The following is a 26,851-nucleotide window of genomic DNA, read 5'->3' on the forward strand; positions in this document are numbered from 1 at the left end:
GGGGGGGGGCGGCCCCCGCGGGGGGGGGGGCCCCCCCCCCGCCCGGGGGGGGGGGGGGCCGCGGGGGGGGGGCGGCCCCCCCCCCGCGGGTCTCAGCGGTGGCGGGGCCTGCGGGGTCTCAGCGGTGGCGGGGTCCGCGGGGTCTCAGCGGCGGTGCGGGTCGCCTTCCGGCAGCCAGGAGTCCGGGACGCCGAGGCCGAGGTCGCCGACGTCGGCGCAGAGGGCCTCGGCGGCGGCCAGGACCGCGGGCCGGTCCTCGTTCGCGCGCCGGACCAGGGACCAGGTCCAGTGGATCCGCGGTGCCACGACGGGGCGCTGGACCAGGTCGGGCGGCAGCGGAGTGGTCTGGCCCTTGGGCGAGTTGACGACCGGGAGGCCGGTGCGGCGGACGTGGTCGAAGAACGCGGGGCCGGTGATGCCGCCGTCGGAGATCCGCACCGCGCGGGCCCCCGTGTCGTGGGCCAGCAGTTCGGCGTAGACGTTCCAGGACGACCAGGAGGTGGTGTCGTCGTCGAGGAGCACGGCGGTGTCCCGTGCGGCGACCTCACCGGTGTCGCCGCCTGCGGAGACGGCGTAGAGCCGGTCGGCGCCGAGGAGCCGGGCGTGCAGGCCGCGCCGTTCCAGGTCCTCGGTCCGCACCCAGCACACCGCGAGGTCCAGGCTGCCGTCGGCGACCCGGCCGGCCTGGGTGTGCGAGGGGGCGACCCACGCGTCGAGATGCAGCCGGGCCACTCCGGCGGTACGGGCGGTCATGTCCGGCGGGAGCCAGTTGACGTAGCCGAGTCGCACCGATTCCGATCCGGAGAGCCGCTCGGCGCACCGCTGGAGGTCCTCGGCCCGTTCCAGCAGCGCGCGGGTGTGCGGGAGCAGGGCCGCGCCCGCCGGGGTCAGGGAGACCGAGCGACGATCGCGATCGAACAGCCGGACACCCAAGTCGCGTTCGAGTGCCTTGATCTGCTGGGACAGGGAGGGGCCCGCGATCAGCAGGCGTTCGGCGGCCCGGCCGAAGTTCAGTTCCTCGGCGACGGCGACGAAGTACCGCAGTTGGCGCAGCTCCACGTCCGTCATGCTACGTCGCTGCGAGGCCACGCCTCCCAGCGGGGAGGAAGCCGGTCGTGGCGCCGTCCCGGTGCCGCGCGCAGGATGGGTGCAGGGAGGTCCGGCCGCGCGGAGACACGAGTCCCGGAGTCATGGGCGTCCCTCCATCCACGGCGTTCCGGTACCCGCCGGACACCTCATCGAGCGGAGCGGGACCATGCGAGAGTTCCTGGTCGAGATCACCACCACGATTCCCGAGGGCACCGGCCAGGACGAGATCGACCGGCGGCGCGCCGCCGAAGCCGTCCGGGCCGGGGAACTGGCCGCGACCGGGCGGCTGGCGCGGCTGTGGCGCCCGGTCGGTGAGCTGCGCAGTTTGGGCATCTGGCGCGCCGCCGACGAGGACGAACTCCACGAGAAGGTGCTCGGCACGCTCCCGCTGCGCCCGTGGATGACCCTGCACGTCACCGCGCTGGAGTCCCACCCGAACGACCCGGGCCGGGCGCCCGCCGAATCCTGACGACGGCCGTGACCGCGTCCACGGCGCCGTGCCGCGACGGCCGCCCCCGTGGGCGCGGCCGTGCTGCGTGTCGGCTCACCGCACCACATGGTGGTAGTACGGGGTGACGCCGCCCCGTACCGGCGGGCGGGCCGGCGGACACCGCGCCGGAGCCCGGCGGGCGCGGTGCCCCGGGGAACCGGGCCGTTGCCGGTCCGGTGCGCAGGCGGCACCGGCACCCGCGGCCCGCCACCGATGTCTCTGACGTGGAGTCCGACATGACCACACCGCAGGACCTGTTGATCATCGCCATGGACGTCACGTCCAGCCGGGACATCGGGCAGGGCGACCTGTCGCTGGCCCTCGCGGGGGCCGAGCTGGTCGACCTCGTCGAGGCCGGTGCCGTCACCCTGGACGGTGACCGCATCGTGCCCGGGGCGCCCTGGAGCACGGACGACGCCCTGCTGTCGCAGGCGGTGTCGACGCTCGTCCGGCAGGAGCCGTACGAGTCCGTCGAGGACTGGCTGTGGCGCCGGGGGCGTGACCTGTTCGCGGCCTATCGGGCGGCCGCCGAGGCCCGGGAGCCGGCCGCCACCGGACTCCGCCGCTGGAATCCGCTGCGCGGCGGCCCGGCACAACGGGTCGACTCGCCGGACCGGCGCCGCGCGGAGGACCGCTGGTCGAAGGGCGATCCCGTCCTCGTCGGGCTGGCGGCCGCCGTCGGCATCGAACACCCGGACGGTGAGGGTGCCGCCCCCGCCGGCGAAGCGGTCGGGACCGTCCTCGACTCCGTGCACGACGCGGAGACGGAACTCGAGGCCGTACGGCAGCGGCGCATCATCGAGAACGCGGCCTTCGACAACATCTGGCGGGCGCCGTGACGACGCTGTCCTGACGGGCGGCGGGCGGCGGGCACCTGCCGGCGGGTGACGGGCGGGCTGACGGCCGCGTAGTCGGGCGGGTACGCCGAGCGTGGCCCCGCGCGGTCTTCCGGGAGCCCCGCCGCCGCGCGGCCCCGGCCCGACGGGCGTGAGCGCGGCTTTCCGGTGGGCGTGAGCCGGCCGGTGGGCGGGCGCGAGCGCGGCGGGCCGGTAGGCGCGAGGACGGCCGGTCGTCGGGTGTGGGCGGGGACGGTGGGCGGCTGGAGCCGGGCGGACGGCGGGCGTGAGCCCGGTCAGACCGCGGCCACCGCCTCCCGCGGCGGACGCGCGCCGAGCAGGGCCAGGCAGTTCGCCCACAGCGCGCCGAGCCGGTGCGCGTTGTTGTAGAGCTTGGCGAACAGCACCTGCCCCTCCAGCTGGGCGACCACCGCCCGCGCGGCTTCGCGGGCGTCGGTGACGGCGACCTCGCCGCGCCCGAGCGCCTCGCCGACGACCGAGGCGACCATCTCGACCTGCTCGTCGAAGATCTCCTGAAGCCGGGTGCGGATGGCCTCGGTGTGGTTGCTCATCTCCAGGGTGAGGTTCCCGAAGAGGCAGCCCGAGACGGTGCCGCAGTTCTGCTGCCCGGCGAGCTGGCCGGCCTCGGTCGCCTCGAACAGCAGCCAGAGCCGGCGCAGCGGTTCCTCGTCGCCGTTCAGGATTCGCGCCCAGGCCTGCCGCTGGCCGGTCCAGTGCTCGTCGATCACGGCCAGGGCGAGCGCCTCCTTCGACTCGAAGAAGTAGTAGAAACTGCCCTTGGGCACACCGGCCGCCTTGCAGATCTCGGCCACACCCAGGGCCGAGTAACCGCGCAGCTCGATGAGCGTTTGCGCGGTGCTGAGTATCTTCTCGCGGGCGTCGCTCGTCCGTCCCATGAGAGCAGTGTACGACCGGTCGTCTACCTCCGGCGGACCCCCTCGGGAACGGGGTCACCAGCCGGTCAGCAGCAGATGGTTCAGCAGCAGGGCGAGGACGGCCTGCGCGGCGAGCCAGACCCGCGGCCGGGGCAGGAGGGCGCCGGCCGGGAGCAGCCACATCGCGAAGGGCAGCCAGATGCGTTCCGTCTCCGCCTTGCTCATCCCGGAGAGGTCGGCGGCCAGGAGGGCGAGCAGGGCGGCGAACGCGAGCAGGGCGAGCCGGGGTTCGGCGGCGGGCCGGCGCAGACAGCCGCGCAGACCCTCGCGCACCGGGGCGGCGCCGGCCCGCCGCAGACCCGCCACCGTCGCCGGCCCCACGATCAGCACCGTGCACGCGAGGTTCGCCCACACCCAGTACCCGTACGGCCTGACCCCGCCGACCCCTTGGTAGTAGCGCGTGACCAGCAGACGGTACGCCTCCCACCAGTCGAAGCCGAGCAGGGTGAACACCACCGGCACCACGGCGGCCCCGGCGACGAGGAACGGGAGGGGACGCAGCCGGCGGGAGCCGAGCAGCAGGACGGCGCCGGCGATGACCGCGTAGAGGACCAGCCCGTACGAGAGGTACGCGGTGAGGCCGAACAGGAGCCCGGATACGAGTCCGGTCGTCCGTGGGCGGGAGCCGGTCACCGCGAGGGCGAGGAACGCGACGGCCCAGGTGGCGACCGCCGCGAAGTAGCCGTCCGCGGAGGCACCCACCCACACGGCGGCCGGCGCCAGGACGAGGAAGGGGGCGGCGCGGCGCGCGAGGGACTCCCCGGCCAGCGCGCGCACGGTGACCAGGACCGCGACCGCGGCGGTCGAGCCGACGGTGACGCACCACATGCCCGCCCAGCCGCCACCGCCCAGACCGATCCGGTCCAGCAGGACGAAGGTGAGGGTGGCGCCGGGCGGGTGTCCGGCGATGTGCGCGGGCCAGGGCGCGGGGGACTGGCTCACGATGTGGTGGGTGAAGTCCCGCAGCGCGGCCGGGATGTCGTGGAAGCGGTCGACGACGGTGAGGTACTCGTTCGTGGTCGTCAGCCGCCCGGCGATGCCGCGCTGCCAGCCGTCGACCAGCGCGAGGGAGAACGTCCAGGCCGTCGTGGTGGCCCAGGCGACCCACAGCAGCGGGCGCCAGGGCAGGCGCGCGGCGAGGAGCGGGCCGTGGACCACGACGGCGACGGCGACCACGAGGGCGGCCGGGGTACCGGGGCCGACGTGCGGTTCCCACTGCGCGAACAGGGGAGGCCAATTGACGAAGAGCGAATGGTCGCTGCGTTGGATGGCGGTGCCGACCAGGGCCGCCGCCGTGACGAGCAGGGCGGCGGTGAGGACCGCCGACAGGTCGCGGAGGACATCGCGGAGCGAGCCTTGGGGGCGGTCGGGGGAGAGGTCGCGGGGACGGTCGCGTAGAAGATCGCGGTTCACACCGGCACGCTAGGCCGCGATCCCCGCGCAGGTCCCGCCACCGGGACGGACGTCAGGCTTTCGTCATGGTTCGAGGACCCTTTTGGGGGCCTTCTCCGTCCTGCGGCCGCGGCGGCCCCCGGGCGGTCCGCCGCGGACCCTGTCGGCGGCCCGCCCCTTCGCGCCGGCCGGGGGCTACGGGGCCGCCACCGGCCGGGCGGCTACCGGTCTGCCAACGGGCCGGGCGGCTACCGCTCCGTCACCGGCCGCTCCGTCACCGGCCGCTCCGCCACCGGCCGGGCGGCCACCGGCTTCGCGACCCGCCGCCGGCCGGTCACCGTGGTGCCGTCCGGTGGTCGTGCGGTGCCGCTCGCGCCGCGACTGCGCAGGGCGACGAAGGAGCGGTCGCCGGTCGACCACTGGCCGTCGGGGTGCCAGCCGGCGCGCCCCGCGTGCCGGAGCAGTGCCGGGGTGCCCAGGCGGGCCCAGGGGAAGGTCGCACCGGCGGCTCCCCGGTCGTCGGCGACCCGTACCCGCACCCGTTCGTCGACATCCACGGGCACCGTCTCGACGATCAACAACCCTCCTGGTGTGAGGAGTTGGTCCATGCGGTCGAGCAGGGCGGCGGGGTCGCCGCCGATCCCGAGGTTGCCGTCGATCAGCAGCGCGGTGCCCCAGCGGCCCTCTCCCGGAACGGGATCGAAGACCGACCTGTGCAGCGCCTGTCCGCCGAGCCGGACGGTGTGCGCGACGGCGGCCTCGCTGATGTCGACCCCCAGGGCCCGCCGCCCCTGTGCGGCGAGCGCCGCGATCAGCCGGCCGGGACCGCAGCCCACGTCGAGCACGGCACCCTCGCAGCGCCGCAGCACCTCCAGATCAGCGGTGTCGGCCCTGGCACACCACCGCTCCACGTCCAGCGGCAGCAGCCAGCCGTCGGTGCGGCGCAGGTAGAGGGGACCACGACCGACACGCAGCGCGTCGGCGTACGGGTCGCTGGACCAGGGGGCGGCCTGGCCGGCCTGCTCACCGGCCGACGGCGCGGGGGCGACGTCGGGGGCGGCCCGCTGCGCGAGGCGCCGTTCGGGGTGGCCGGCGAGGCGGGGCCGCGGGTGACGTGGGAGGCCGGACCCGGGGTGCCCGGCGAAGTCGGGTCCGGGGCGTCGCACGAGGGCTGGCGCGGCGCCGTCGCGTTCGGCCCGTTCGGGGAAGCCGGGTCCGGGTCCGGGGCGCTCCGGCGAGGTCACCGGCGTGCGGCCCGTGGGCGCCGCCGCCCTGCCCGGCGTGCCGCGCGCCTCCCGGGCCGCGGTCGCGCCTGCCTCCCGGGCCGAGGCCGTCGCTGCCTCCCCGCCCGCGGCCGTGCCCGTGGCGCCGCCCAAGGCGGTACTTGGGGCCCCGGCCGAGGTCGTGCCTGCGGTGCTGCCCACGGGAGTGCCTGAGGTGCTGCCGACGGTAGTGCCCGTCACCTCGGCGGCGGTCGTGGAGGTCGTCCCGCCCACGGTCGTGCCCGTCGGCCGGCCCGTGCGGGCGGCGGGCGGGGGTCCGCCGAGGCCGGCGGCCCGGCTTGCCGCGGGGCCGGGTGCGGAGGCGAGTCCGCGCGCGGCGTTCATCGCCCGCCCCCGGCTTCGAGGCGGGCCAGCTCGGCGGCGAACCGTCCCCGCGGTGCCGCGGCCGCGACGACTCCGGCGTCGTACGCCGTGTCGACGTCCCGCAGGCACGGCAGATCGCGGACACGCAGCCCCGCGGCGGTCAGCCGCTCCCGCTGTGCGGCCCCGGTGGTGGCCCTGGACATCGGTACGCCCCGCACCAGGTCCGGGTCGGGGACGGCGAGCCCCAGTGCCCAGAAGCCACCGTCCTCGGCCGGTCCGAAGTACGCGTCGCAGCCGGCGAAGTCCACGGTGAGGAGTTCCGGCGTCACCTGGGGAGTGTCCATGCCGATGAGCAGGGTCGGTCCCGAGCAGCCCGCGAAGGCGGCGGCCAGCCGTTCGTCCAGGTCACCCTCGCACTGCGGTACGACGTCGATGCCGGGCGGCAGCCAGGGACCCGGCGCGCCTTCGAGCACCAGCACCCGGCGTCGCGCGGGCGTCGCCGCCACCGTGAGCAGGGTGTCGGCCAGCGCCGCCTCGGCCAGCGCCGCCGCCTGGCGGGGCGTGAACGGCGGGGTGAGCCGGGTCTTCACCCGTCCCGGCCGCGGTTCCTTGGCGATGACGAGCAGGGTGCTCACGGGGTGGTTCCTCCTGGGGACGGGGCGTGGGCGCGGGACGGGACGGGCGGCTCGGCCAGCACGCGGCGCATGTCCCGTACCGCCTGCCAGGTGCCACGCCAGGTGCCGGTGACCTTCGAGGCACCGGTGCGCGGGAGATACGGCACGTCGTGCTCGGTGACGCGCCAGCCGGCGTCGGCGGCGCGGACGACCATCTGGAGCGGGTAGCCACTGCGGCGGTCCGTGAGACCGAGGGCGAGCAGCGGTTCGCGGCGCGCGGCGCGCAGCGGACCCAGGTCGTGCAGGGCGAGCCCGGTACGGCGGCGGAGCATCCGGGCGAGCGCGAGGTTGCCGGCCCGCGCGTGCGCGGGCCACGCGCGCCGCCCCCGCGGGCGCCGGCGCCCCAGCACGAGGTCGGCCGCGCCGTCGCGCACCTCGCGCACGAAGGGCACGAGCAGGGACGGGTCGAGGGAGGCGTCGCAGTCGCAGAAGCACACGATGTCGGCGGTGGCCGCGGTCAGTCCGGCGTGGCAGGCGGCACCGAACCCGCGGCGCTCCTCGCGCACGACGGTGGCGCCGAGGCCACGGGCAAGCTCCGCGGAACCGTCCGTGGACCCGTTGTCCACGACCAGCGCGCGCCAGCCGGACGGAATGCGGGCGAGCACCCAGGGCAGGGCCTCGGCCTCGTTCAGGCAGGGCAGGACCACATCGACTACGGGGTCCGCGGGGGGAGAGGTCGTCACGGCTCTCACCCTACGAAGGCGAAAAGGACATACCGGGCTTCTGATCCTTACGAAACACGGACGTCGAGCGGGGGCGGCCCGCCCGGAGCCCGAGCGGGTGGGAGGCTGAAGCCATGCAAGAGCCGTACGAATCCGCAGGTGTCGCACCCGACACGGCGCCGGGCGCCGCGACCGCCCCGGCCGGGCACGGGGGCGCGGCGCGGGTCCTCGTCGTCGACGACGACCCCACCGTGGCCGAGGTCGTCTCCGGCTACCTCGACCGCGCGGGCTACCTCGTGGACCGTGCCGCGGACGGGCCCGCCGCGCTCGCCCGTGCCGCCGCGCACTGGCCCGACCTGGTGGTGCTGGACCTGATGCTGCCGGGGATGGACGGGCTCGAGGTGTGCCGGCGGATGCGCGGACGCGGCCCGGTGCCCGTCATCATGCTCACCGCGCGGGGCGACGAGGACGACCGGATCCTGGGCCTGGAGGTGGGCGCCGACGACTACGTCACGAAGCCGTTCAGCCCCCGGGAACTGGTGCTGCGCGTGGAGTCCGTACTGCGCCGCGCGCGCCCCGCCACCGCCGCGCACCCGCTGCACGCGGCCGGTCTCGGCCTCGATCCGGCCGCCCGTCGTGCCACCAAGGGGAGTGTCGAACTCGCCCTCACGACAAGGGAGTTCGATCTCCTCGCGTTCTTCCTCCGGCACCCCGGGCGGGTGTTCAGCCGCGAGGACCTGATGCGTGAGGTCTGGGGCTGGGACTTCGGCGACCTCTCGACGGTCACCGTGCACGTACGGCGGCTGCGCGGGAAGGTCGAGGACGATCCGGCGCGGCCCCGGTTGATCCACACGGTGTGGGGCGCGGGCTACCGCTTCGACGCCACGACGTCCGCGGAGGCGGTCTGACCATGCGTGACATCCTGCTCATCGCCCTCTGCGCCTTTCTCGGCGCCGCGGGCGCCGGCCTGCTCGGCGCGGGCACGCTGTGGCTGATCCGGCGGCGCTCGCTGACCGCGTCCCTCGCCGTGGTCGCCGCCGTGGGGGTGACCGCGATGCTCGCGGGGACGCTCGCCGTGGCGTGGGCGATGTTCCTGTCCTCGCACGACCTGACCGTCGTCACGACGGTGGTGGCCATGGCGGCCGTCGTCTCGCTGGCCACCGCGCTGCTGCTGGGCCGCTGGGTCGTGGCCCGCAGCCGGGACCTGACGCTGGCCGCCCGCTCCTTCGGCGACGGCGGTGACTTCGCGGCCCCCGACGGTCCGGCGACCGCCGAACTGGCCGCCCTGGGACGTGAGCTGGCCGCCACGAGTGTGAAGCTCGCCGAGTCACGGGACCGCGAACGGGCCCTGGAGACCTCGCGCCGTGAACTCGTCGCGTGGATCTCGCACGACCTGCGCACCCCGCTCGCCGGGCTCCGCGCGATGTCGGAGGCGCTGGAGGACGGCGTCGCCGCCGACCCGGACCGCTATCTGCGCCAGATGCGTACCGAGGTCGAACGGCTCAACGACATGGTGGGCGATCTCTTCGAGCTCTCCCGCATACACGCGGGGAGCCTGGCCCTGTCGCCCTCCCGTGTCTCCGTGTACGACCTCGTGGGCGACGCCCTCGCGGGTGCCGACCCGCTCGCCCGGGAGTACGGGGTGCGGCTGGTCGGCGACCGTGTCGAGCCGGTGCCGGTCGAGGTGGACGGCAAGGAGATGAGCCGGGTCCTGGGCAATCTCCTGGTCAACGCGATCCGCCGGACACCGGCCGACGGCACGGTGGCGATCGCGGCGGAGCGGTCGGACCAGGGTGTGGTGCTGTCCGTCACCGACGGCTGCGGGGGCATCCCCGAGGAGGACCTTCCGCGCGTCTTCGACACCGGGTGGCGGGGCACCCACGCGCGCACCCCGCCCGCCGGGGCGGGCCTGGGCCTGGCGATCGTCCGCGGCATCGTGGAGGCCCACCAGGGACGGGCCGCCGTGCACAACGTCCCCGGCGGCTGCCGCTTCGAGGTCACCCTCCCGCCGGCCGGCCCCGTCCTGTCGCCGGGGTGACGCACGGCGGCCCCAGGGCCCGCGCCGATCCTCCCCCGAACGCGCGGTGAGCACCGGCACGGCGAACGCGGGCCCGGCGCGTTCCGGCGCCGCGAATACCGGGTGCGCGCGGAAGGGCCGTGCTGCGACACTCGCACCATGCCGATCATCGAAGCCGCACCCGGAGTGTCCCTGGCGTACGAGACGTTCGGCGACCCCTCCGATCCGGCGGTCCTGCTCGTGATGGGCTTCGGCGCCCAGATGATCGCCTGGCACGAGGACTTCTGCCGTGCGCTCGCGGAACGCGGACGCCACGTGATCCGCTACGACAACCGGGACTGCGGGCTGTCCACCCGGTTCGACGACCACCCCGTCGACATGGGCCGGTTCATCGGCGCCGTGAGCTCGGGCGACCTCCCGACCGCCCGCGCGATGGTGCCCTACACGCTCCAGGACATGGCCGACGACGGCCTCGGACTGCTCACCGCGCTCGGGATCGAACGTGCTCACGTGGTCGGATCCTCCATGGGCGGCATGATCGCCCAGAGGATGGCCATCAGCAGTCCCGCCCGCGTCCTGACCCTGACGTCGATGATGTCCTCGACCGGCGAGGCCGGATACGGCCGGCCCGGCGACGAGGCCCAGGCCGTGCTCCTCAGCCCGAAGCCGGAGGACCGCGACGGGTACGTCGCGGCGGCGGACAGGGAACTGGCCTGGGCGTCCAAGCGCTACGGCGACGTCACCCCCCTCCGCGAGCTGGCCGCCGCGAGCTACGACCGCGGCCACCACCCCGGCGGAGTCGGGCGGCAGCTCGGCGCGATGATCCTCGACGGCTCACGCGCCGACGCGCTCCGCGGCCTTCGGGTACCGACTTTGGTGATCCACGGTCTGGACGACACCCTGATCGATCCCAGCGGCGGAAAGCGCACGGCCGACCTGGTGCCCGGGGCAAGACTCCTGCTGCTCCCCGACATGGGACACGACCGCCCCCGCGAACTCTGGCACGAGATCATCGACGCCTTGGACGCGCACACCCGCTGAGCGGCCTCGACGGTCGGGTCCCCAGGGGTGTGCGCCCCACACGGAGGACCGGGCCGGCCGGCGGTCACCGCGGGCAGCCTTGTTGTTGGTCGGGGAGTGACTCGCCTAGTCCGGCAGTGACTCGCCCAGCAGGCGCAGCAGGTCGCCGGTGGCGTCGAGCGCGCCGAGGGCCGACAGGGCGGCGAGGGCCAGCACGGCCACGCCGATGGACCACAGGTCGGGTGGCGGAGCCGTCTGGAGCGCGGCGATCCGGCGGGTGACGGCGTGTTCGGAGAAGTTCAGGGCGCAGCCCGGCCGGGCCCGCTGGGCCACCAGGGCGGCCCGGGCGAGGGCGCGCGCGGTGGTACGCCGGTCCCCGACGCTGCGCGCGGCCTCCTCGTCGGCCCAGCGCTCCACGAGGAACGCGACGGTGGCGCGCACCGGCTCCAGCACCGGGTTGGCCGCGGCGGCCAGGGTCACGGCGGTCGACAGCGCCGAGTGCCGGTGGGTGAGATGGGCGCGTTCGTGGGCCAGCAGGACCCGCCGCTCCGCCGGTTCCAGCGCACCGAGCATGGCGGACGTGACCAGGATGCGCCCCGGCGTCCCCGGGATCGCGAAGGCCCGGGGGGTCGCGGACGCGGCGACGACGAGTTCGCTGTCCGCGGGGTGGCCCTCGCACAGCCGTTCAAGGACGCGACGGGTCGCGCAGTGGGCGCGCAGGGCCCGTACGAGCCGGAAGGCGATCAGCCAGAGAAGGGTGATCGCGACGACGGCGATCGCCACCGGCACCGGTTCGGGCAGGCGGCGGCCCGTCTCGCCGGTCTCCGTGGCCACGAGCGGCGCCTCGTTGACGAGGGTGGCGGCGAGCAGGAGCAGTGCCCAGGTGGAGGCGGCCGCGGTCAGCACCGCCGCGACGGTGAGGACGCGGGCGGCCGGCGCGGGGGAGATCCGCCGTCCGACCTGTGCCGCGGCGGCCGTCAGCAGCAACGGCAGGAAGAGGGGGATGTAGACGTCGATCCTCACGCTCCGCTCCCCCTGAGGAGGTCGCGCAGGGCCTCTTCCTCGCGGGGGCTCAGCCCGGTGACGAACTGCTGGAGGGCCGCGATCGGGTCCGGCCCGCGGTCCAGTGCCTCGTGCATGGCCTCGGCGGTCAGCTCGGCCGCGTTCTTGGCGGGCCGGTACGCGCCGCGCCGGCCGTCGACGTCACGCAGCACCAGGCCCTTGTCGTACAGGCGCTTGAGGATGGTGTGCACGGTGTTGTAGGCGAGACCGCCGCCGATCTCACTCTGTATCTCGGCGGGAGTCAGGGCCTTGTCGGTGGCCCAGAGTGCGGCGAGGACCTCGCTCTCCAACGCGCCGGCGCTGCGCCGTTCCGCCCTCCCATGAGGGGCTGTGCCAGCCATGTTCGCCACCTTACAGTGCGTAGGGGTGCGGACGGTGGTGAGGGCTGACAGAGAGCGCCCCCACCCGTTTCGCTCTGATCTGACCTTTTTGCCTGTCGGCTTCCACCTTTCACCCTACGTCTTGTAGGGTGAAAAACCCTACGCTCTGTAGGGTGAAAGGTGGACGATGGCCAAGACCGTGAACCTGCCGCCCGCCGGCACCACCACGGCACCCCTGAACAGGCGTGCCCTCCTGCACACCGCGCTGTCGCTCGCCGTGCTCGCCGGGGCGGCCTATCTCGCGCGGCGCCACTGGCCGGTGATCGAGACCGGTACCAGCCGGCTGGCCGTCGCCGACCACGGCTGGCTGCTCGTCGCGGCCGTCGCCACCGGGGGTACCTGGGTGTGCTCGGCACTCGCCCAGCAGGGCGCGGTGACCCGGCCGCTGCCCGCCGGGCGGCTGGTCGCCGCGCAGTTCGCCGCCTCCGCCGCCAATCACGTGCTGCCCGCGGGCCTCGGCGCGGGCGCGGTCAACCTGCGCTTCCTGACCCGGTGCGGACTCCCGGTCGCCCGGTCGGCGACGGCGCTCGGCGTGAAGGCCACGGCCGGAGCCGTCGCGCGCGCCTTCCTGATCGCCGTGCTCGCGTCGGCCTGCCCCGGCGTACTGCGCCTCCCGGGCGTCTCCGTGACCGCCGTCGCGGTCTCGGCCGTCGTGGCCGTGACCGCCGTCGTGCTCCTGCCGGGACCGCCGCGGCGCGCGGTGCGGGCCGTCCTGGCGGACGTGCGCGCCGTGCACGGGATCCCCGCCCGCGCCGCCGCGCTGTGGGGTGGCTCGCTCGCCTTCGCGGCGCTGCACGCCACCGTGGTCGTCGCGGTCGCCCAGGCACTCGAACTGCCGCTGTCACCGGCCCGGGTGGCACTGGCCTACCTCGCCGCGAGCAGCGCCGCCGTCCTGCTGCCCACCCCCGGCGGAATCGGATCGCTGGACGCGGCCCTCGCGCTGGCCCTCACCCTGACCGGAGCGCCGGGCGGCGAGGCGGCGTCCGTGGTCCTCGGCTACCGGCTCCTGACGGTGTGGCTGCCTCTGGTGCCGGGCCTGGTCGTGCTGGCCGTACTGGCGCGTCGCCGAGTGCTCTGAGCGATCGGCGGGGGCGCCGTCGGCCGGGGGTCGAGAGAGTGGCCGCGCCGCCGCCAGGCCGTGCTCCGCCGACACCGGGAGCCCCGTCCTGGCCTTCTGGATCGCCACATCCTGACCCGGCCGATCCGCCACATCCTGGCCCGGCCGCTCGGGGGCGTCGATCGGACCGCCGCGAAGTACTCGATCGGACCGTCGCGAGGCAGCCGTCCGCGGAGGCACCCACCCGCACGCTCGCCGGCGCGAGGACGAGGACGACCACCTCTCGCGGCCCACCGGCGACGCCGGCCTCGGCTTCGCCGCCGTGAGCACCCGCGTGCCGTTCCTGCACCCGCGTGCCGTTCCTCGCCGTCGTCCCGGCGCGGGTGGTGTACCTCGCCGCGACGTGCGAGGACGTCACCCGGTCGCGGCGGTCGCCGAGCCCCGGGAGGACCGACCGGCCCGCCCACGGCACGGACGATGGCCGGGCCGGCCCGGCGGAGAGGCGATCGTTGGGCCCGCGGACAGGCCGAACGCCCCTCGGACAGGTCGACCGCACCGCGGGGAGGGTGACCGCTGCGCGGGACGGGCGGGCCCGCGACAGCGCGGCGTCCGCGCCCGGCACGGCCGCCGTGGCGCCGGTGCTCGGGCGGCTCGTGGACCGTCTCGGCGGGACCGCCCGGCTCACCGGAGCGGCGGACCCCGCCTGTGGGCGCGACCCCTCAGCCCGCGGGCAGGCTGACCACGAACGCCGCGCCGCCGGTGTACCGCGGGTCGTGGTCCACCTCCCCGCCCGCGGACCGGGCCAGGCGCCGCGCGAGCGGCAGTCCCAGACCCGCTCCGCCGTGTCCGTCCCCCGGATCGGCCCGGCGGCCGGGCTGGAACAGCTGCGCCACGAACGACGGCGGTACGCCGGGACCGTCGTCGGTGACCTCGACACGTACGCCGCCGGGCTCCCCCTGGGCCAGGATCCCGACCCTGGTGCGCGCGTGCCGCAGCGCGTTGTCGAGCAGGGGGCTGACGATCCGCTCCAGAAGAGCGTCCGGCACCCCGGCCGACAGCCCGGCGTCCGGGCAGGTGACGACGGTCTCCACCCGCTCGCGCCCACCGCCGAGACGGTCCACGAGCCGCCCGAGCACCGGCGCCACGGCGGCCGTGCCGGGCGCGGACGCCGCGCTGTCGCGGGCCTCGTCGAGCAGGGTGTCGCAGATCGCGCGCATCGACAGGGCCGCGTCGGCGATGGCCGCGTGGACGGCCAGGGTGTCCTCGGCGGAGCGCGGACGGGCCTGCCACCAGTCGAGCTCGGCGACGATGCGGGCGAGCGGATTGCGCAGCTCGTGCGACAGCTCCCGGGTGAGCTGACGCTCGTGGCGCAGCAGCGCCCGGATACGGTCGAGGAGCGCGTCCAGCGAACCACCCAGCCGCGCCAGTTCGGTGGGGCGGGGCACGCCGCCGAAACGTACCTCGGAGGTGATGGCGCTCCACCGGGTGGCCTGCTCCGTCATCGTGCGCACGGGACGCAGCGCGCGTCCCACCACCAGCCGGGTCAGCCCGTAGGTGCCGGCGAGCATGGCGGCGTCGAGGACGAGGGAGGCGAGCAGCAGGGTGTCGGCCGAGCCGCGGTAGGGCGACAGGTCCAGCGCGGTGACGACGGCCGCGGTGCCGTTCCCGCCGGGCACCGGCTGCGCGCAGAGCCGGACGTCGCGGTGACCGGAGGCGGTCTCGCAGTGCCGGCCACCGCGCGCCGCGAGCCGGCCGGCGGCACGGGTCAGCGGGCCGGTGGCGGTGGCGGACGAGGGCTTCTCGAGCAGCCTGCCGTCCGCGTAGATCCAGGCGTTCGCGTCGAGGAGCTCCTCGCCCGAGGTCTCCAGGACCCGCACCCGCGGGGTACTGGTGTCGAGGGTCGCCGCGACGGCGCTGGCACGGGTGCGCAGCTCGTCGTCCGCCTGGTGCCGGAGGTGATGCCGTACGACCGTGTTGAACGCGACGGTGAGGATCACCATGAGGAGCGTCGCGGTGGTGAGCGCGACCAGCGAGAGCCGGCCGCGCAGGGTGCGGGGCCACCAGCGGCGGGCGAGGTCCCTCATGACAGACGGTGGCCGATGCCGCGCGCGGTGCTGACGGTCAGCGTGCTGCCGCCGTCCCGTAGCTTGCGGCGCAACCGGGTCAGGTACTGGTCCAGGGTGTTGTCGCTGACCTGGGCGCCCTCGGGCCAGCCCGCCCTGATCAGCTCCCGCCGGCGCACGACGTCCCCGGAGCCCGCCATGAGCACCGCCAGCAGCCGGAACTCCGTCGGGGTGAGGGCGATCCGGGTGCCCCGGACGGTGAGGCCGTGCCCGACCGGGTCCAGGACGACGTCGCCGGCCGTGCTGGACGGGAGGGAGCCGCCGCGCCTGAGCGCCGCCCGCAGCCGGGCGGCCAGCTCGGTGAGGTGGAACGGCTTGGGCAGATAGTCGTCGCCGCCGGCCGAGAAGCCCGCCAGCCGGTCCGTGAGGTGATGATGGGCCGTCAGGAAGATCACGGGCCCGGGAAAGCCGTTGGCCCGGAGCGCCTGGCACACGTCCCGGCCGTCCGCGTCGGGCAGTCCCACGTCGAGCACGGCCGCGTCGACCCCGGCCCCGGCCAGCCGCAGCGCGGTCGCGCCGTCCGCGGCGGGCAGGGCGTCGAAGTCCTCGTCGCGCAGGCCGCGCAGCAGGACGTCCCGCAGGGCGTGATCGTCCTCGACGACCAGGACCGTGTGACGCATGCTTCTCCTTCAGCCGCTTTCCGCCACGCCGCCCGCTCCGTAGGGCTTCGGCGCCGCCCACTCCCGTAGGCCTTCGGCGCCACCCGCCCCGTACGGCATGGGTGCCGCCAGGCCCCGTACGAGGTCGGCTCCGCCCGCTCTTGCGAGGCGACGCGGCGGGTGCCGCAGGGGTACGCCGCTACCGGCACCCGTATCAGTGCTGGTGCTGGTGCCGGTGCCGGCGAGGGCGGCGGCGCGGCGGTGGTCGTGGGTGTCCGGCGGAGCTACGCCGGTGCCAGCAGCGGCCGCAGCCGTGACCGCGTCAGCCGGCCCGCGAGCGGGTCGGAGACCCTGCCGAGGAACGTCGTCAGCGCCCTCGCGATCAGCGTGCCGACCAGGACGCCGGCCACCACGTCGTGCGGGTAGTGGGCGCCCACCCAGACCCGGGCGACGGCCATCGCGCAGGCCGCCACGAGGGCGACGGTGCCGAGACGGCGGGAGACGCAGAGCAGGGCGACCGCGGCGGCGGCCGCGATGACCGCGTGATTGCTGGGGAACGACCAGTCGCCCGGCGCCGGACACGCCTCCAGCGTCCTCACCCGCAGGCTCTGACAGGGCCGGTCCTCGCGGACGAGCAGCTTGAACACCGAGTTCACCCCGTACGCCACCACGACGATCACCGGCACCATGAGCGCGATCACCGCGGCCCGGGCGCTGTGGTGCCGCGCCCGCCACCAGCCCACGAGCATGAGGACGGCGAACACTCCGAGCCCGTACGTCGACCAGTCCCGTACCAGGGTGTCCAGCCACGACGGCGCGTCCTGGGCGAGGCCCACGACGTAGGTGTAGGAGGAGCCGTCGATCGACGACCCGTCGAACGCGAGCGTCATCCCTGGGCACCCCTCTCCGCGGCGGCCCTGCGCGAGCGGCGCAGCTCGGCGGCCAGCGGGATCAGCGACACGACGACGATCACGGCGATGATCGGCAGGAGGTACCGGTCGACGTTCGGGATGGACGAACCCAGCGCGTACCCGGCGAGGGTGAGGCCGAGGCTCCAGACGAGGCCGCCGACGACCTGCCACAGGGTGAACGTGCGGACGGGCACCTGGAGGGCGCCCGCCATCGGGTTCAGCACCGTGCGCACCACCGGTACGAAACGGGCCAGCACGATCGCCTTCGCGTGCCCGTAGCGCTCCAGCAACTCCTCCGCGCGCTGGGCGCCGGCGTGCAGCCGGGGCGAGCCGCTGCGGGCCAGCAGGGCGCCGCCCGCCTTGCGCCCGATGAGATAGCCGCACTGGGCGCCGGCCAGCGCGCCGACCGCGGCGGCGATCAGGAGCGCGGGCAGCGACAGCTTCAGCCCGCCCTGGCCCGACCCCGTGCACAGCAGGCCCGCCGTGAACAGCAGTGAGTCGCCGGGCAGGAAGAAGCCGATCAGCAGTCCCGTCTCCGCGAACATCACCACGCCCACACCCAGCACGCCGAAGGCGGCGAGCAGGGACTGGGCGCTGAGAACGTTCACCGCGAGCTCGGACCCCGGCCCCGAACCGAGGCTCACGCCGAGGTGCGCCCCGAGGTGTGATCCGAGATGTGTTCCGAACGGTGTTCCGAGCTGTGACGCTGCGAACAAAGGTGCGGCCATCGTCGCGAGCCCTCTCATACTGGACAGGGACGGGTGTGGTCGTGACGACACCCGACTGACTACAATGATGTAGACGGTCTACTGAACTGTAGACGATATCGGGGTGAGGATCGTTCCCATGACCAGCGCGAAGGACGAACGCCGGCCGGCGGGTGAGCTGGAGGCCTCCGTCATGGCCGCCCTCTGGGCCGCCGACGCACCCCTCACGCCCGGCGGGGTGCAGACGCGGCTGGGTACGGGCCTGGCCCGCACGACGGTGACGACGATCCTGTCCAGGCTGCACGAGAAGGGGATCGTCGGCCGGGAGCGGCAGGGCCGCGGTTTCGCCTATTTCCCCGTCCAGGACCCGCACGGGCTCACCGCGCGCCGTATGCACACCGAGCTCGACCGCGACGAGGACCGTGAGACGGCGCTGGCCCGGTTCGTCGCCCAGCTCAGCCCCGACGACGAGCGTCTCCTGCGCGACCTGCTGGAACCGGACGAGCCGTCGCTTCCGGACGGGGCGGCGGTACCGGACGGTCGACCCGTACCGCACGGTCGACCCGTAATGGACGGTGAGCCGGCACTCGACGGGCGACAGTCGCCGGACGCACGGCAGTCGCCGGACGCCCGACGGTTGCCCGACGCGCGACGGACATCGGACGCGCGAGAGGGATCGGGCGGACGGCGGGAACGCGGACCCGGCGACCAGGACGATCAAGGAGAGTAGGCCGAGTACCGGAACCTGGCACGCGACTACGATGGGTGCGTCATGACCGCTCTGCTGCTCATCCCGCTTCTGGTGCCCTTCGCGGTACCGGCGGCGGCGCGGCGCTGCCTCGACCGGCTCACGCCGGTCGCCGCCCTGTGGGCGCTGACCCTCACGGTCCTCGTGCTGGCCGGCTGCTCCGTGGCCGCCCTCGGCGCCCTGGTCCTCACCGGCCTGCTCAAGCTGCCGTTCCTCGCGGGCCTCGGTGACCTCGTCCAGCCCCTGCGCACCCCGTCCGACCTCGTCGTCCTCCCGCTGGCGGCGGCCGCGACCGGCCTGCTGACCCTCGGTGCCGGAACAGTCGTCCGCTCCGCCCTGCGGCAGCTGCGCGCCTTCCGCGCCGCCCGCACCGAGGCCGACGGCCGCCCCGCCGCGGGCGACCTGTGCGTGATCGAGTCGCCCCACCCGGACGCGTACGCGCTGCCGGGCCGCCCCCACCGCATCGTCGTCACGACGGGAATGCTCCGCAGCCTGGGCGCCGACGAACGCGAGGTGCTCTTCGCCCACGAGCGGGCCCACAACGCCGGCGGCCACCACCGGTTCCTCGTCGTCGCCGAGCTCGCGGCGCACTGCCATCCCGGGCTGCGCCCGGTCCGCGCGGTCATCGCGCTCGCCGCCGAACGTGCCGCCGACGAGGCCGCCGCGGCCGTGGTGGGCGACCGGCGGCTGACCGCGCGCGCCCTCGCGCGCGCCGCCCTCGCCTCCTCCTCCGTCCGCTCCGACCGCCCCGACTTCGCCCCCGCGGCGACCACCGGACCCGTGCCCCAGCGCGTCGCGGCCCTCCTGGCGGCTCCCAGTGGCCACGGCCGTGCCGCGCCCTGGATCGCCCTCCTGCTGGCCGCCTGCGCGACCGCCTCGGCCGGCACGGCGGCCACCGGCATCCTCGCCTTCCACCACGAGGTGGAGGTGGCCCAGGGCGAGGAGCCTCGCTGACCGGCCCACCCGCCCGTACCGGTCCGGTCCACACCCGGGGCACGGCCTGTTCGAGGTCCCGCGAGGCTGATGTCGGATTCTCGCCAGCCCCACCCCCGCCCGTGCCCGATCCTGGAGACATGCGGAACGGGATGCACACCGACACCGAGCGCTGCGTACGCGCTGTCCAGTCGAAGGACGCGCGCTTCGACGGCTGGTTCTTCACGGCGGTCCTGACCACCCGGATCTACTGCCGGCCCAGCTGCCCGGTCGTGCCGCCGAAGCCGGAGAACATGACGTTCCACCCGAGCGCGGCGGCCTGCCAGCAGGCCGGATTCCGGGCCTGCAAGCGCTGCCGTCCGGACACCAGCCCCGGATCGCCCGAGTGGAACCAGCGCGCCGACCTGGTGGCCCGCGCGATGCGTCTGATCGGCGACGGGATCGTGGACCGGGAGGGCGTCCCCGGCCTGGCCGGCCGGCTCGACTACAGCACCCGCCAGATCGAGCGGCAGCTGCTGGCCGAGCTGGGCGCGGGGCCGCTCGCGCTCGCCAGGGCGCAGCGCGCGCAGACCGCGCGGCTGCTCATCGAGACCACCCCGCTCCCGATGACGGAGATCGCCTTCGCGGCCGGGTTCTCCTCGATCCGTACCTTCAACGACACCGTGCGCGAGGTCTTCGCCCTCTCCCCGAGCGAACTGCGCGAACGCCTCCCGAGGAAACGGGCGGCGGCCGTCGTGAAGGCGAGCCCCTCAGTGCCGACGGGCACGGGAACCGGAGCGAGGACGCCCGGCGGTACGGGGGCGGGGACGCCCGGCGTACTCTCCCTCCGCCTGCCGTTCCGCGCCCCGCTCAACCCCGACAACCTCTTCGGCCACCTCGCGGCGACGGCCGTGCCCGGGGTCGAGGAATGGCGCGACGGCGCCTACCGGCGCACCCTGCGACTGCCCTACGGCCACGGCATCGTCGCGCTCACCCCGCACGCCGACCACATCGGCTGCCGGCTCACCCTCACCGACCTGCGCGACCTCACCGTCGCCATCAGCCGCTGCCGCCGCATGCTCGACCTGGACGCGGACCCGGTCGCCGTCGACGACCAGTTGCGCACCGATCCACTGCTGGCCCCGCTCGTCGACAAGGCGCCGGGGCGGCGGGTGCCGCGCACGGTGGACGAGGCCGAGTTCGCCGTACGGGCCGTCCTCGGTCAGCAGGTCTCGACGGCCGCGGCCCGTACCCACGCCGCCCGCCTGGTCACCGCGCACGGCGAGCCGGTCGAGGACCCCGAGGGCGGTCTCACCCATCTCTTCCCGTCCCCCGACTCACTGGCCGCGCTCGACCCCGAGTCCCTGGCCATGCCGCGCACCCGCCGCACCACGTTCACCACGCTCGTGCGCCAACTGGCCGATGGGACACTTCACTTGGGAGTGGAGAGCGACTGGGCGGAGGCCCGGGCCCGACTCCTCGACCTGCCCGGATTCGGCCCCTGGACCGTCGACGTCATCGCGATGCGCGCCCTCGGCGACCCCGACGCCTTCCTCCCCACCGACCTCGGAATCCGGCGCGCCGCCCAGGAGTTGGGCCTGCCCTCCACGCCGGCTGCCCTGACCGCCCGCGCGGCGGCCTGGCGCCCGTGGCGGGCGTACGCGGTCCAGTACCTGTGGGCGACCGACAGCCACCCGATCAACTTCCTTCCCGTATGAGCCCGTCACGGGCCGGCACCAAGGACACGCAGTGAAACGACACACGGTCACCGACAGCCCCTACGGCCCCCTCACCCTCGTCGCCGACGACGGCCTGCTGTGCGGCCTCTACATGGTCGGCCAGCGTCACCGGCCGCCCGAGGAGGACTTCGGCGAGCGGGACGACAGCCTCCTGGCCGAGCCGAAGCGCCAGCTGACGGCCTATTTCGCGGGCGACCTCAAGGAGTTCGACCTGCCGATGCGGCTCACCGGCACGCCCTTCCAGCGCAGCGTCTGGGACCAACTGGTCCGGATCCCCTACGGCGAGATCCGCTCGTACGGAGAACTCGCCGACGCCCTCGGCAACCCCAAGGCCTCCCGCGCGGTGGGCCTCGCCAACGGCCGGAATCCCGTCGGCATCATCGTGCCCTGCCACCGAGTGGTCGGCGCAGACGGAAGCCTCACGGGCTACGGCGGCGGCCTGGACCGCAAGCGGCGCCTGCTCGACTTCGAGCGCGGCACGGCCCTCTTCTGACCCGTCCGCCTTCTGACCCGTCCGCCCCTCTTGCTCCCCGACGGGCGCGCCCAGCAGCGCCGGCGGCGCGGTACCGATCGGCTCCCGTACGACCGGCTCGGTGCGGTCGTCGTACGGGGTCGGTACGCCGTTGACGCCGCGAGTGCGGCGGCGGGGTGCACCTGGAGGCTGCTGCCGACGGCGATGAGCAGGCCGACAGCGACGGGCGCGGGACGGCTCAGCCGCCCGTCACCCATCGGACCACTGCGATCACACCCAACAGCACGGCGGGGCCGACCCACCACCACCCCATGGTGCGTCGCACCGACGGCAGCAGCCACAGTGCCGCCGCCACACCAGCGGCGCCGATGGTGAGGACGCACGCGAGCGTGATGCCGGCGTATGCGTCGTCGTCCCAGGGCCCGGACGGACGGATGGACAGTGCCGTCCAGCAGAAGTACGCGGCGACCAGGGTGAGCAGGATCAGCGGAACGGCGAGGACCGGACGCAGGCAGCCGCGGTCGTCGTCCACGGGGGAAGGGCTGGTCATCGGCGCAGTGCGTTCCTTGCCTCGTTCAGATCGTTCGTAAAGCCACGCCCGGAGGCCTGGGCGTCGCCGGTCTGCCAGTACGGGCCACCGTCGCAACGCGCCGCGAGCTCCTGATACTGGGCCGGAGTCAGCTCCCCGTCCAGGCGTGCCCTAGTCGTCGGCCTCGTCGGTCAGCCCGCGGAGCAGTTCGGGCAGCGCGGTACCGATCGGTTCCCGTACGACCTGCTCGGCGCGGTCGTCGTACGGGGTCGGTTCGGCGTTGACGATGATCAGCCGGGCTCCGTGGTCGGCGGCGACCCCGGCGAGTCCGGCGGCGGGGTGCACCTGGAGGCTGCTGCCGACGGCGATGAAGACCTGGGAGGCCTTGGTGACGGCGGCGGCTTCGCCGAGGACGACCGGGTCGAGCCGTTCGCCGAACATCACGGTCGCGGATTTCAGGATCCCGCCGCACTCCAGACAGGGCGGATCGTCCTCGCCCGCCTCGACCCGCGCGAGGACGTCCTCCATGGGCCCGCGCGCCTGGCACGTGGTGCACACGAACTTCCGCGCCGTGCCGTGCAGTTCGAGGACCTTGCGGGCCGGCATCCCGGCGAGCTGGTGCAGCCCGTCCACGTTCTGCGTGATCACCCGCACCGGGGTCCCGGACCTCTCCAACTCGGCGACGGCCAGGTGCGCGGCGTTCGGCTCGGCCTGAAGCGCCCAGTTCGTCCGCCGCATCTGCCACGACCGGCGCCTGATCTCGGGGTCACCCATGTAGTACTCGTACGTCACGAGCTTCTCGGCCTCGGGATCCTTCCGCCACAGGCCGTTGGGGCCGCGGTAGTCGGGGATGCCGGAATCCGTCGAGATGCCTGCGCCACTGAGGATGGCGACCAAGGGCCTGTTCATCGGCCGAGCGTAGGACGCCCGGCCGCTCGCGGCCAACGGATATCGCGGCGGGCCTCGTCCCGTCGGAGTGCGGACTTCCTGCGATCGGGTTGCGCCGGTGACGTGCGGGGGAGGCAGAGTCCGCACGCTCGGGAGGCCGACTGCGGTGAAATGCCGTCAGCCGGTGACCGGGGGAAGCTCATGCGGCGGGGGAGAGAGTCATGGAGATCTACGCACACTGGCTAGACGGTGACCACCTGCGGCTGTCCGGGTGGGATCCCGAGGACCAGTCGCCGGCCGTCATGCTGAAGATCCACGCCCTGCTTGGGCACAGCATCGTGCTGAGTGACATCCAGCTCGTCGACAGCCCCGTGGTGCAGACGCTCTTCGAGTCCGACGACTTCAGATCCTTCGCGCGCACCTGCCCCGCGTTCCTGCGCTGCACCACCGCCGCTCCCTCCGGGAGCGACCCGTTCACCCTGGTCACCACGGGGTTGCACCGTGTTCTGGAGCCCGGTTGGCGCTCGGCGTCGTTCGACACGGCGGAGCCCATGATCAGGCTGTCGGAGGCGATCCTGGAACGCGGGGACGCCAATCCGGGTCCGCTGTTCGCCCGAGGCACCGCCCTGGGAACACGGTACGAGGAAGGCGGCGCGATACGGCAGCGGCTCCAAGCCGTGGCCTGGACGCTGCACCACTTCTCCCGCGAAGCCGGGGTGCCCTTGGGCACAAGTGCCGTGGCACGCCCGAGCTCGTACCGCGATGTGCTCGAAGAGGTGGCTGAACTGCCCGGGCTCCCGAGCCACGACTACGCGCCGGTGGAACGCACACTCGCCTACCTGGCCGACCACTTGGGAGACTCGGAGCGTCACCGCAGAGCCCTGCTCATCACGCACCTGGAGGCGACGAACCCGCCGCACAGGACCGCGATTCGGAACACCGCGACGCAGGCGTGGAACGGGGCGGTGCAGCGGACGCTCGGCACCGACGGGGCATCCCTGCGGCCCCTGCCGGAAGCGGCCGACGTCGGGCTGTATCTCGGCCGTCCGACGGACGCGTTGTTCGAGCCCGTTCACCCCGTGCCCGCGTCGCCCGCGGGGCGCGGGCTGACCTCGTCCGACCTGGCGGCGGTCGGAACACTGAGCTGGCAGGACATCGCGAAGATCTACCAGGACGACGCCGTGACCCGTCGGCGCACCGACTTCCAGAACGCGCTGCGAGCCGCGGACGCCACCGCCGTTGAGACCCTGGCGGCACTCCTGCGGACGGTCAGGACGAGGCTGCCGGCCACCGGGCGATCACCCAGGCAGTTCGCCTGGGCCACGGCCGAAGCCGGGCTCGGTCTCGCTGGTACGGGGCTGGCGATCGGCGCCGGGGAAACCCTCGGACTTGCCGCGCCCGCGCTGGCGTTCGGACTGGCGGCGGAGAAAATGCTCCGTGGAGCCCGGAAGCGGTCCCACATCGTCAACACGCTGATGAAGGCGGGCAGACGAGGCACCTGGACACAGCGCGACGCATGAGCGTCCGCGGGAGTCACGAGCCCGGAGAGGTGGGTCGTCGTCCGCGCGCCGCGAGGGGATATAGGGTGCGCCGGAGCGAGGGGCCGTGGAACCGCGAGGACGTGATCCATCGGCCGACGCGTATGAGGCCGCTGTGAATTCCTGAGGCACTTGAACGCACCCGGGCCCCTCTACGTATGCCATGGGGGATTTCCATGCCGGGCCTGTTACGAGGCGTAGGAGTACACACGTGAGACGGAACACGCGCAGACGCCCCACAGGGGCACGGCGTGCGACATTTGCCGCAGCCGCGCTGATATTGGGCGGAGGTGGGCTGGTGGCGGTGAACGTCTACGCGTCAGCCACCGAGAGCTGGGGCGGTGCATCCGGGCAGCAGAACGAGACCAAGGCGGCGGGCGCCGCCACGATCGACTGCCCGGACGTGGGCAGCAAGCTCACAGAGGTGCCGGAGGCCGCGAAGGCGGAGGTCGACAAGCAACTCGCCCTCCTCGACCAGCAGATCTCCGAGGCGTACGCACGCCTCGCCTCGGCGGAGCAGGCCCAGAAGCAGGACCCGAGCTTCGTGCAGAACGCGGTCCTCGGCCCGCTGAAGGAGAAGCGGGCCGCGGTCGTCGACCGCATCAAGATCGATTTCAAGAACGCGGGCGCCGAGGCTCCCGGCATGCTCGACGGCGTCGCCACCTGCACCGCGGTTCCCGCCACCCCGGCCCAGGACAACGCCGGTGACCAGAACGGCGGCCAGCAGCAGGGCGACAACGGCGGCGGTCAGCAGCAGAACGGCAACGGTCAGCAGAACAACGGCCAGCAGGGCGGCGGCGCGACGCCCGCCAGCGGGCCCGTCGCCGCGGACTTCGTGGACATCACCACGGTCCAGCCGAACGTGCAGCAGAAGCCGGGCAACGGCGGCGACGCCTCGACCGGTACGTTCACGAGCACGTGCGGTGTGAACGCCAACAAGAAGTTCAACACCGACAACGTCATCGTCGCCCCCGGTGTCGCCAACGGCGCCCACCACCTGCACGACTACGTCGGCAACCAGGCGAACGACGCCTTCGCCAGCAACGACGACCTCGCGGCCGGCGACACCACGTGCAAGAACCAGGCTGACAAGTCCACGTACTACTGGCCGGTGCTGCGCGTCCAGGACGGCACGCAGGAGTTCGACGCCGACCGCAACGGCGGTGGTCTGGAAGGCAACATCGGCAAGGTCCTGCAGGCCAAGCAGGCGCAGATCGAGTTCGTGGGCTCTCCGCAGAGCAAGGTCGTCGAGATGCCGACGTTCCTGCGCATCATCACCGGTGACGCCAAGGCGTTCGTCAACGGCCCCGCGAACGCCAACGCGCACTGGAGCTGCACCGGGTTCGAGGACAAGGTGCAGCTGACGGACAAGTACCCGATCTGCCCCCAGGGCAGCAGCGTGATCCGGAAGTTCGCCTTCCAGAGCTGCTGGGACGGTCAGAACATCGACAGCGCCAACCACCGCACGCACGTGGCGTTCGCCGACGCTAACGGCAACTGCGCGGGCGGCTTCAAGGCGATTCCGCAGCTGACGATGCGGCTGGTCTACGACGTTCCGCAGCCGACCATCGAGAACGGCCAGGTGAAGAACCCGTACGCCGTGGACGGGTTCCCCGAGCAGCTGCACAAGGCCATCACCGACCACGACGACTTCATCAACGTCTTCGACGCCGCCCTGATGCGGGAGATGGTCGACTGCATCAACACCGGCAAGCAGTGCGTCGACGGTGCCGGCGGCAACGGCGGCGACAACGGTAACGGTGGTGCCGGCGGCGACAACGGCAACGGCGGTAACGGCGGCGACAACGGCAACGCCAATGGTGGTGCCGGCGGCAACGGTGGCAATGCCGGCGGCAACGGTGGCGACAACGGCAACGGTGGGAACGCCGGTAACGGCGGCAACGCCGGCGGTGGTTCCGGTGAGCCGACGAAGGACGCCCCGAGCGCCGACCCCACCGACGGTGGAGACGCCGGGGCCGACCCCGGTACCCCCGCGGCGACGCAGCGGCCGAAGCCCCCGGCCGCCACGACCGGTGCCGAACCGGAGAACGACGGCCAGGGCGGCGTCGTACCCAAGGCGGACACGACGACCCCGCCCGCCGCGACGCAGGACGGCAAGAATGACGACCAGGGCGGCGCGGCCGGCACCGGACAGACGCCGGCCGCGAGCGGGGACGCCCCGTCCGCGCAGGTGTCGTCCCAGGCCCAGGCGCAGACCGAACCGCAGACGGTGGCGAGCGGCGACCTGGCCGAGACCGGTACGACCCTGTGGCCGGCCGCGGGCGGCGGAGTGCTCGTGATCGCGGGCCTGGTGCTCCTGCGCAGGATCAGGCGCAGCACCGTCTGACATCGCCCCGGGCGATCGACCGGACGACGCCCGTAACCGCGTCTACCCGGGGTGCCGCGGCGTGCCCTCGCGGGTGCAGGTGTTACGGTCCCGGGCCGTGAGGGGTGATTGTGATAT

At 74.1% G+C, this 26,851-nt stretch carries 25 protein-coding genes and 1 pseudogene; 12 read left to right on the top strand and 14 right to left on the bottom strand.

Annotated features, from left to right (window positions below):
- Nucleotides 1-144: 144 nt before the first annotated feature.
- On the bottom strand, nucleotides 145-1,068 hold the full coding sequence (locus ACFV2J_RS27590) for a LysR family transcriptional regulator (protein ID WP_385096264.1): 924 nt from the start codon (nucleotides 1,066-1,068) through the stop codon (nucleotides 145-147).
- A gap of 187 nt (nucleotides 1,069-1,255) precedes the next feature.
- Here ACFV2J_RS27590 and ACFV2J_RS27595 point away from each other — a divergent pair, with 187 nt between their 5' ends.
- Nucleotides 1,256-1,558 (top strand): muconolactone Delta-isomerase family protein, encoded by a 303-nt coding sequence (locus tag ACFV2J_RS27595; protein ID WP_385441163.1) that lies wholly within the window; start codon nucleotides 1,256-1,258, stop codon nucleotides 1,556-1,558.
- A 257-nt stretch (nucleotides 1,559-1,815) separates the two neighbouring features.
- A complete protein-coding gene (locus ACFV2J_RS27600; protein WP_385441165.1) occupies nucleotides 1,816-2,418 on the top strand; it encodes a GPP34 family phosphoprotein in 603 nt (200 codons plus the stop codon).
- Nucleotides 2,419-2,711: 293 nt separating this feature from the next.
- On the opposite strand, the gene ACFV2J_RS27605 is transcribed toward ACFV2J_RS27600, so the two are convergent.
- The 5 genes from ACFV2J_RS27605 to ACFV2J_RS27625 all read right to left on the bottom strand — a co-directional run bounded on the left by ACFV2J_RS27605 (nucleotide 2,712) and on the right by ACFV2J_RS27625 (nucleotide 7,715).
- Nucleotides 2,712-3,332: a TetR/AcrR family transcriptional regulator gene (locus ACFV2J_RS27605; protein ID WP_385096258.1), complete on the bottom strand. Its 621-nt coding sequence runs from the start codon at nucleotides 3,330-3,332 to the stop codon at nucleotides 2,712-2,714.
- A gap of 54 nt (nucleotides 3,333-3,386) precedes the next feature.
- Nucleotides 3,387-4,784 carry a hypothetical protein gene (locus tag ACFV2J_RS27610; RefSeq protein ID WP_385096255.1) on the bottom strand — a complete coding sequence of 466 codons (1,398 nt, stop codon included), beginning with the start codon at nucleotides 4,782-4,784 and terminating at the stop codon, nucleotides 3,387-3,389.
- Between the two features lie 227 nt (nucleotides 4,785-5,011).
- Entirely contained in the window at nucleotides 5,012-6,370 is a 1,359-nt protein-coding gene (locus ACFV2J_RS27615) for a methyltransferase domain-containing protein (protein WP_385441168.1), read from the bottom strand.
- Nucleotides 6,367-6,984, bottom strand: coding sequence for a DUF2064 domain-containing protein (locus ACFV2J_RS27620; protein WP_385092899.1), 618 nt, complete (start codon nucleotides 6,982-6,984; stop codon nucleotides 6,367-6,369). Before ACFV2J_RS27620 ends, ACFV2J_RS27615 begins: the two co-directional genes overlap by 4 nt.
- On the bottom strand, nucleotides 6,981-7,715 hold the full coding sequence (locus ACFV2J_RS27625; RefSeq protein ID WP_385092897.1) for a glycosyltransferase family 2 protein: 735 nt from the start codon (nucleotides 7,713-7,715) through the stop codon (nucleotides 6,981-6,983). The genes ACFV2J_RS27620 and ACFV2J_RS27625 overlap by 4 nt, the downstream gene beginning before the upstream one ends.
- Nucleotides 7,716-7,819: 104 nt before the next feature.
- Between ACFV2J_RS27625 and ACFV2J_RS27630 the strand changes: the two genes are divergently transcribed.
- From ACFV2J_RS27630 to ACFV2J_RS27640, 3 genes are all read left to right on the top strand, one after another.
- Nucleotides 7,820-8,593 (top strand): response regulator, encoded by a 774-nt coding sequence (locus ACFV2J_RS27630; protein ID WP_385092894.1) that lies wholly within the window; start codon nucleotides 7,820-7,822, stop codon nucleotides 8,591-8,593.
- Nucleotides 8,594-8,595: 2 nt separating this feature from the next.
- Nucleotides 8,596-9,723: a sensor histidine kinase gene (locus tag ACFV2J_RS27635; protein ID WP_385092891.1), complete on the top strand. Its 1,128-nt coding sequence runs from the start codon at nucleotides 8,596-8,598 to the stop codon at nucleotides 9,721-9,723.
- 138 nt (nucleotides 9,724-9,861) lie between these two features.
- Nucleotides 9,862-10,743, top strand: coding sequence for an alpha/beta fold hydrolase (locus tag ACFV2J_RS27640; protein WP_385092889.1), 882 nt, complete (start codon nucleotides 9,862-9,864; stop codon nucleotides 10,741-10,743).
- Between the two features lie 105 nt (nucleotides 10,744-10,848).
- On the opposite strand, the gene ACFV2J_RS27645 is transcribed toward ACFV2J_RS27640, so the two are convergent.
- Together ACFV2J_RS27645 and ACFV2J_RS27650 are read right to left on the bottom strand one after the other, a co-directional pair.
- Complete coding sequence (locus ACFV2J_RS27645) at nucleotides 10,849-11,745, bottom strand: M56 family metallopeptidase (protein ID WP_385092886.1); 897 nt, start codon at nucleotides 11,743-11,745, stop codon at nucleotides 10,849-10,851.
- A complete protein-coding gene (locus tag ACFV2J_RS27650) occupies nucleotides 11,742-12,125 on the bottom strand; it encodes a BlaI/MecI/CopY family transcriptional regulator (protein WP_385092883.1) in 384 nt (127 codons plus the stop codon). The genes ACFV2J_RS27645 and ACFV2J_RS27650 overlap by 4 nt, the downstream gene beginning before the upstream one ends.
- A 166-nt stretch (nucleotides 12,126-12,291) precedes the next feature.
- On the opposite strand from ACFV2J_RS27650, the gene ACFV2J_RS27655 reads away from it, so the two are divergent.
- A complete protein-coding gene (locus ACFV2J_RS27655; RefSeq protein WP_385092881.1) occupies nucleotides 12,292-13,242 on the top strand; it encodes a lysylphosphatidylglycerol synthase domain-containing protein in 951 nt (316 codons plus the stop codon).
- 698 nt (nucleotides 13,243-13,940) lie between these two features.
- On the opposite strand, the gene ACFV2J_RS27660 is transcribed toward ACFV2J_RS27655, so the two are convergent.
- The 4 genes from ACFV2J_RS27660 to ACFV2J_RS27675 form a co-directional block, all read right to left on the bottom strand.
- Nucleotides 13,941-15,305, bottom strand: coding sequence for a sensor histidine kinase (locus tag ACFV2J_RS27660; protein ID WP_385441174.1), 1,365 nt, complete (start codon nucleotides 15,303-15,305; stop codon nucleotides 13,941-13,943).
- Nucleotides 15,302-15,964, bottom strand: a complete 663-nt coding sequence (locus ACFV2J_RS27665) for a response regulator transcription factor (protein WP_385096566.1) — start codon at nucleotides 15,962-15,964, stop codon at nucleotides 15,302-15,304. Before ACFV2J_RS27665 ends, ACFV2J_RS27660 begins: the two co-directional genes overlap by 4 nt.
- Nucleotides 15,965-16,227: 263 nt before the next feature.
- Nucleotides 16,228-16,833 carry a phosphatase PAP2 family protein gene (locus ACFV2J_RS27670; RefSeq protein WP_385096569.1) on the bottom strand — a complete coding sequence of 202 codons (606 nt, stop codon included), beginning with the start codon at nucleotides 16,831-16,833 and terminating at the stop codon, nucleotides 16,228-16,230.
- Nucleotides 16,830-17,600 (bottom strand): DedA family protein, encoded by a 771-nt coding sequence (locus ACFV2J_RS27675; protein ID WP_385096572.1) that lies wholly within the window; start codon nucleotides 17,598-17,600, stop codon nucleotides 16,830-16,832. Before ACFV2J_RS27675 ends, ACFV2J_RS27670 begins: the two co-directional genes overlap by 4 nt.
- Before the next feature lie 100 nt (nucleotides 17,601-17,700).
- Here ACFV2J_RS27675 and ACFV2J_RS27680 point away from each other — a divergent pair.
- The 4 genes and pseudogenes from ACFV2J_RS27680 to ACFV2J_RS27695 all read left to right on the top strand — a co-directional run.
- A pseudogene (locus ACFV2J_RS27680) lies at nucleotides 17,701-18,066 on the top strand (BlaI/MecI/CopY family transcriptional regulator); the annotation flags it as partial.
- A gap of 267 nt (nucleotides 18,067-18,333) precedes the next feature.
- Nucleotides 18,334-19,263, top strand: a complete 930-nt coding sequence (locus tag ACFV2J_RS27685; protein WP_385441179.1) for a M48 family metalloprotease — start codon at nucleotides 18,334-18,336, stop codon at nucleotides 19,261-19,263.
- Nucleotides 19,264-19,382: 119 nt separating this feature from the next.
- Nucleotides 19,383-20,939, top strand: a complete 1,557-nt coding sequence (locus ACFV2J_RS27690; RefSeq protein WP_385088314.1) for a DNA-3-methyladenine glycosylase 2 family protein — start codon at nucleotides 19,383-19,385, stop codon at nucleotides 20,937-20,939.
- A 31-nt stretch (nucleotides 20,940-20,970) separates the two neighbouring features.
- Entirely contained in the window at nucleotides 20,971-21,453 is a 483-nt protein-coding gene (locus ACFV2J_RS27695; RefSeq protein ID WP_385088312.1) for a methylated-DNA--[protein]-cysteine S-methyltransferase, read from the top strand.
- A gap of 217 nt (nucleotides 21,454-21,670) precedes the next feature.
- Here ACFV2J_RS27695 and ACFV2J_RS27700 read toward each other — a convergent pair whose 3' ends face one another.
- Nucleotides 21,671-21,982, bottom strand: a complete 312-nt coding sequence (locus ACFV2J_RS27700; protein WP_385088310.1) for a hypothetical protein — start codon at nucleotides 21,980-21,982, stop codon at nucleotides 21,671-21,673.
- Nucleotides 21,983-22,132: 150 nt separating this feature from the next.
- Nucleotides 22,133-22,870 carry an NAD-dependent deacetylase gene (locus tag ACFV2J_RS27705; RefSeq protein WP_385088308.1) on the bottom strand — a complete coding sequence of 246 codons (738 nt, stop codon included), beginning with the start codon at nucleotides 22,868-22,870 and terminating at the stop codon, nucleotides 22,133-22,135.
- Between the two features lie 200 nt (nucleotides 22,871-23,070).
- Here ACFV2J_RS27705 and ACFV2J_RS27710 point away from each other — a divergent pair, with 200 nt between their 5' ends.
- Nucleotides 23,071-24,369, top strand: a complete 1,299-nt coding sequence (locus ACFV2J_RS27710) for a hypothetical protein (protein ID WP_385088307.1) — start codon at nucleotides 23,071-23,073, stop codon at nucleotides 24,367-24,369.
- 181 nt (nucleotides 24,370-24,550) lie between these two features.
- Entirely contained in the window at nucleotides 24,551-26,734 is a 2,184-nt protein-coding gene (locus ACFV2J_RS27715; RefSeq protein ID WP_385441184.1) for a DUF1996 domain-containing protein, read from the top strand.
- The last annotated feature ends 117 nt before the right edge of the window (nucleotides 26,735-26,851 follow it).

It is taken from the genome of Streptomyces sp. NPDC059668 (genome assembly GCF_042734135.1).
Classification (GTDB): domain Bacteria; phylum Actinomycetota; class Actinomycetes; order Streptomycetales; family Streptomycetaceae; genus Streptomyces.

What these genes read in the sequence shown, in the direction of transcription:
- ACFV2J_RS27670 (WP_385096569.1), bottom strand. Translation starts at nt 16,833, where the DNA reads ATGACGCTCGCGTTCGACGGGTCGTCGATCGACGGCTCCTCCTACACC.
- ACFV2J_RS27615 (WP_385441168.1), bottom strand. Translation starts at nt 6,370, where the DNA reads ATGAACGCCGCGCGCGGACTCGCCTCCGCACCCGGCCCCGCGGCAAGC.
- ACFV2J_RS27600 (WP_385441165.1), top strand. Translation starts at nt 1,816, where the DNA reads ATGACCACACCGCAGGACCTGTTGATCATCGCCATGGACGTCACGTCC.
- ACFV2J_RS27665 (WP_385096566.1), bottom strand. Translation starts at nt 15,964, where the DNA reads ATGCGTCACACGGTCCTGGTCGTCGAGGACGATCACGCCCTGCGGGAC.
- ACFV2J_RS27690 (WP_385088314.1), top strand. Translation starts at nt 19,383, where the DNA reads ATGCGGAACGGGATGCACACCGACACCGAGCGCTGCGTACGCGCTGTC.
- ACFV2J_RS27650 (WP_385092883.1), bottom strand. Translation starts at nt 12,125, where the DNA reads ATGGCTGGCACAGCCCCTCATGGGAGGGCGGAACGGCGCAGCGCCGGC.
- ACFV2J_RS27675 (WP_385096572.1), bottom strand. Translation starts at nt 17,600, where the DNA reads ATGAGAGGGCTCGCGACGATGGCCGCACCTTTGTTCGCAGCGTCACAG.
- ACFV2J_RS27655 (WP_385092881.1), top strand. Translation starts at nt 12,292, where the DNA reads ATGGCCAAGACCGTGAACCTGCCGCCCGCCGGCACCACCACGGCACCC.
- ACFV2J_RS27640 (WP_385092889.1), top strand. Translation starts at nt 9,862, where the DNA reads ATGCCGATCATCGAAGCCGCACCCGGAGTGTCCCTGGCGTACGAGACG.
- ACFV2J_RS27685 (WP_385441179.1), top strand. Translation starts at nt 18,334, where the DNA reads ATGACCGCTCTGCTGCTCATCCCGCTTCTGGTGCCCTTCGCGGTACCG.
- ACFV2J_RS27660 (WP_385441174.1), bottom strand. Translation starts at nt 15,305, where the DNA reads ATGAGGGACCTCGCCCGCCGCTGGTGGCCCCGCACCCTGCGCGGCCGG.
- ACFV2J_RS27605 (WP_385096258.1), bottom strand. Translation starts at nt 3,332, where the DNA reads ATGGGACGGACGAGCGACGCCCGCGAGAAGATACTCAGCACCGCGCAA.
- ACFV2J_RS27705 (WP_385088308.1), bottom strand. Translation starts at nt 22,870, where the DNA reads ATGAACAGGCCCTTGGTCGCCATCCTCAGTGGCGCAGGCATCTCGACG.
- ACFV2J_RS27590 (WP_385096264.1), bottom strand. Translation starts at nt 1,068, where the DNA reads ATGACGGACGTGGAGCTGCGCCAACTGCGGTACTTCGTCGCCGTCGCC.
- ACFV2J_RS27635 (WP_385092891.1), top strand. Translation starts at nt 8,596, where the DNA reads ATGCGTGACATCCTGCTCATCGCCCTCTGCGCCTTTCTCGGCGCCGCG.
- ACFV2J_RS27710 (WP_385088307.1), top strand. Translation starts at nt 23,071, where the DNA reads ATGGAGATCTACGCACACTGGCTAGACGGTGACCACCTGCGGCTGTCC.
- ACFV2J_RS27715 (WP_385441184.1), top strand. Translation starts at nt 24,551, where the DNA reads ATGGGGGATTTCCATGCCGGGCCTGTTACGAGGCGTAGGAGTACACAC.
- ACFV2J_RS27630 (WP_385092894.1), top strand. Translation starts at nt 7,820, where the DNA reads ATGCAAGAGCCGTACGAATCCGCAGGTGTCGCACCCGACACGGCGCCG.
- ACFV2J_RS27595 (WP_385441163.1), top strand. Translation starts at nt 1,256, where the DNA reads ATGCGAGAGTTCCTGGTCGAGATCACCACCACGATTCCCGAGGGCACC.
- ACFV2J_RS27700 (WP_385088310.1), bottom strand. Translation starts at nt 21,982, where the DNA reads ATGACCAGCCCTTCCCCCGTGGACGACGACCGCGGCTGCCTGCGTCCG.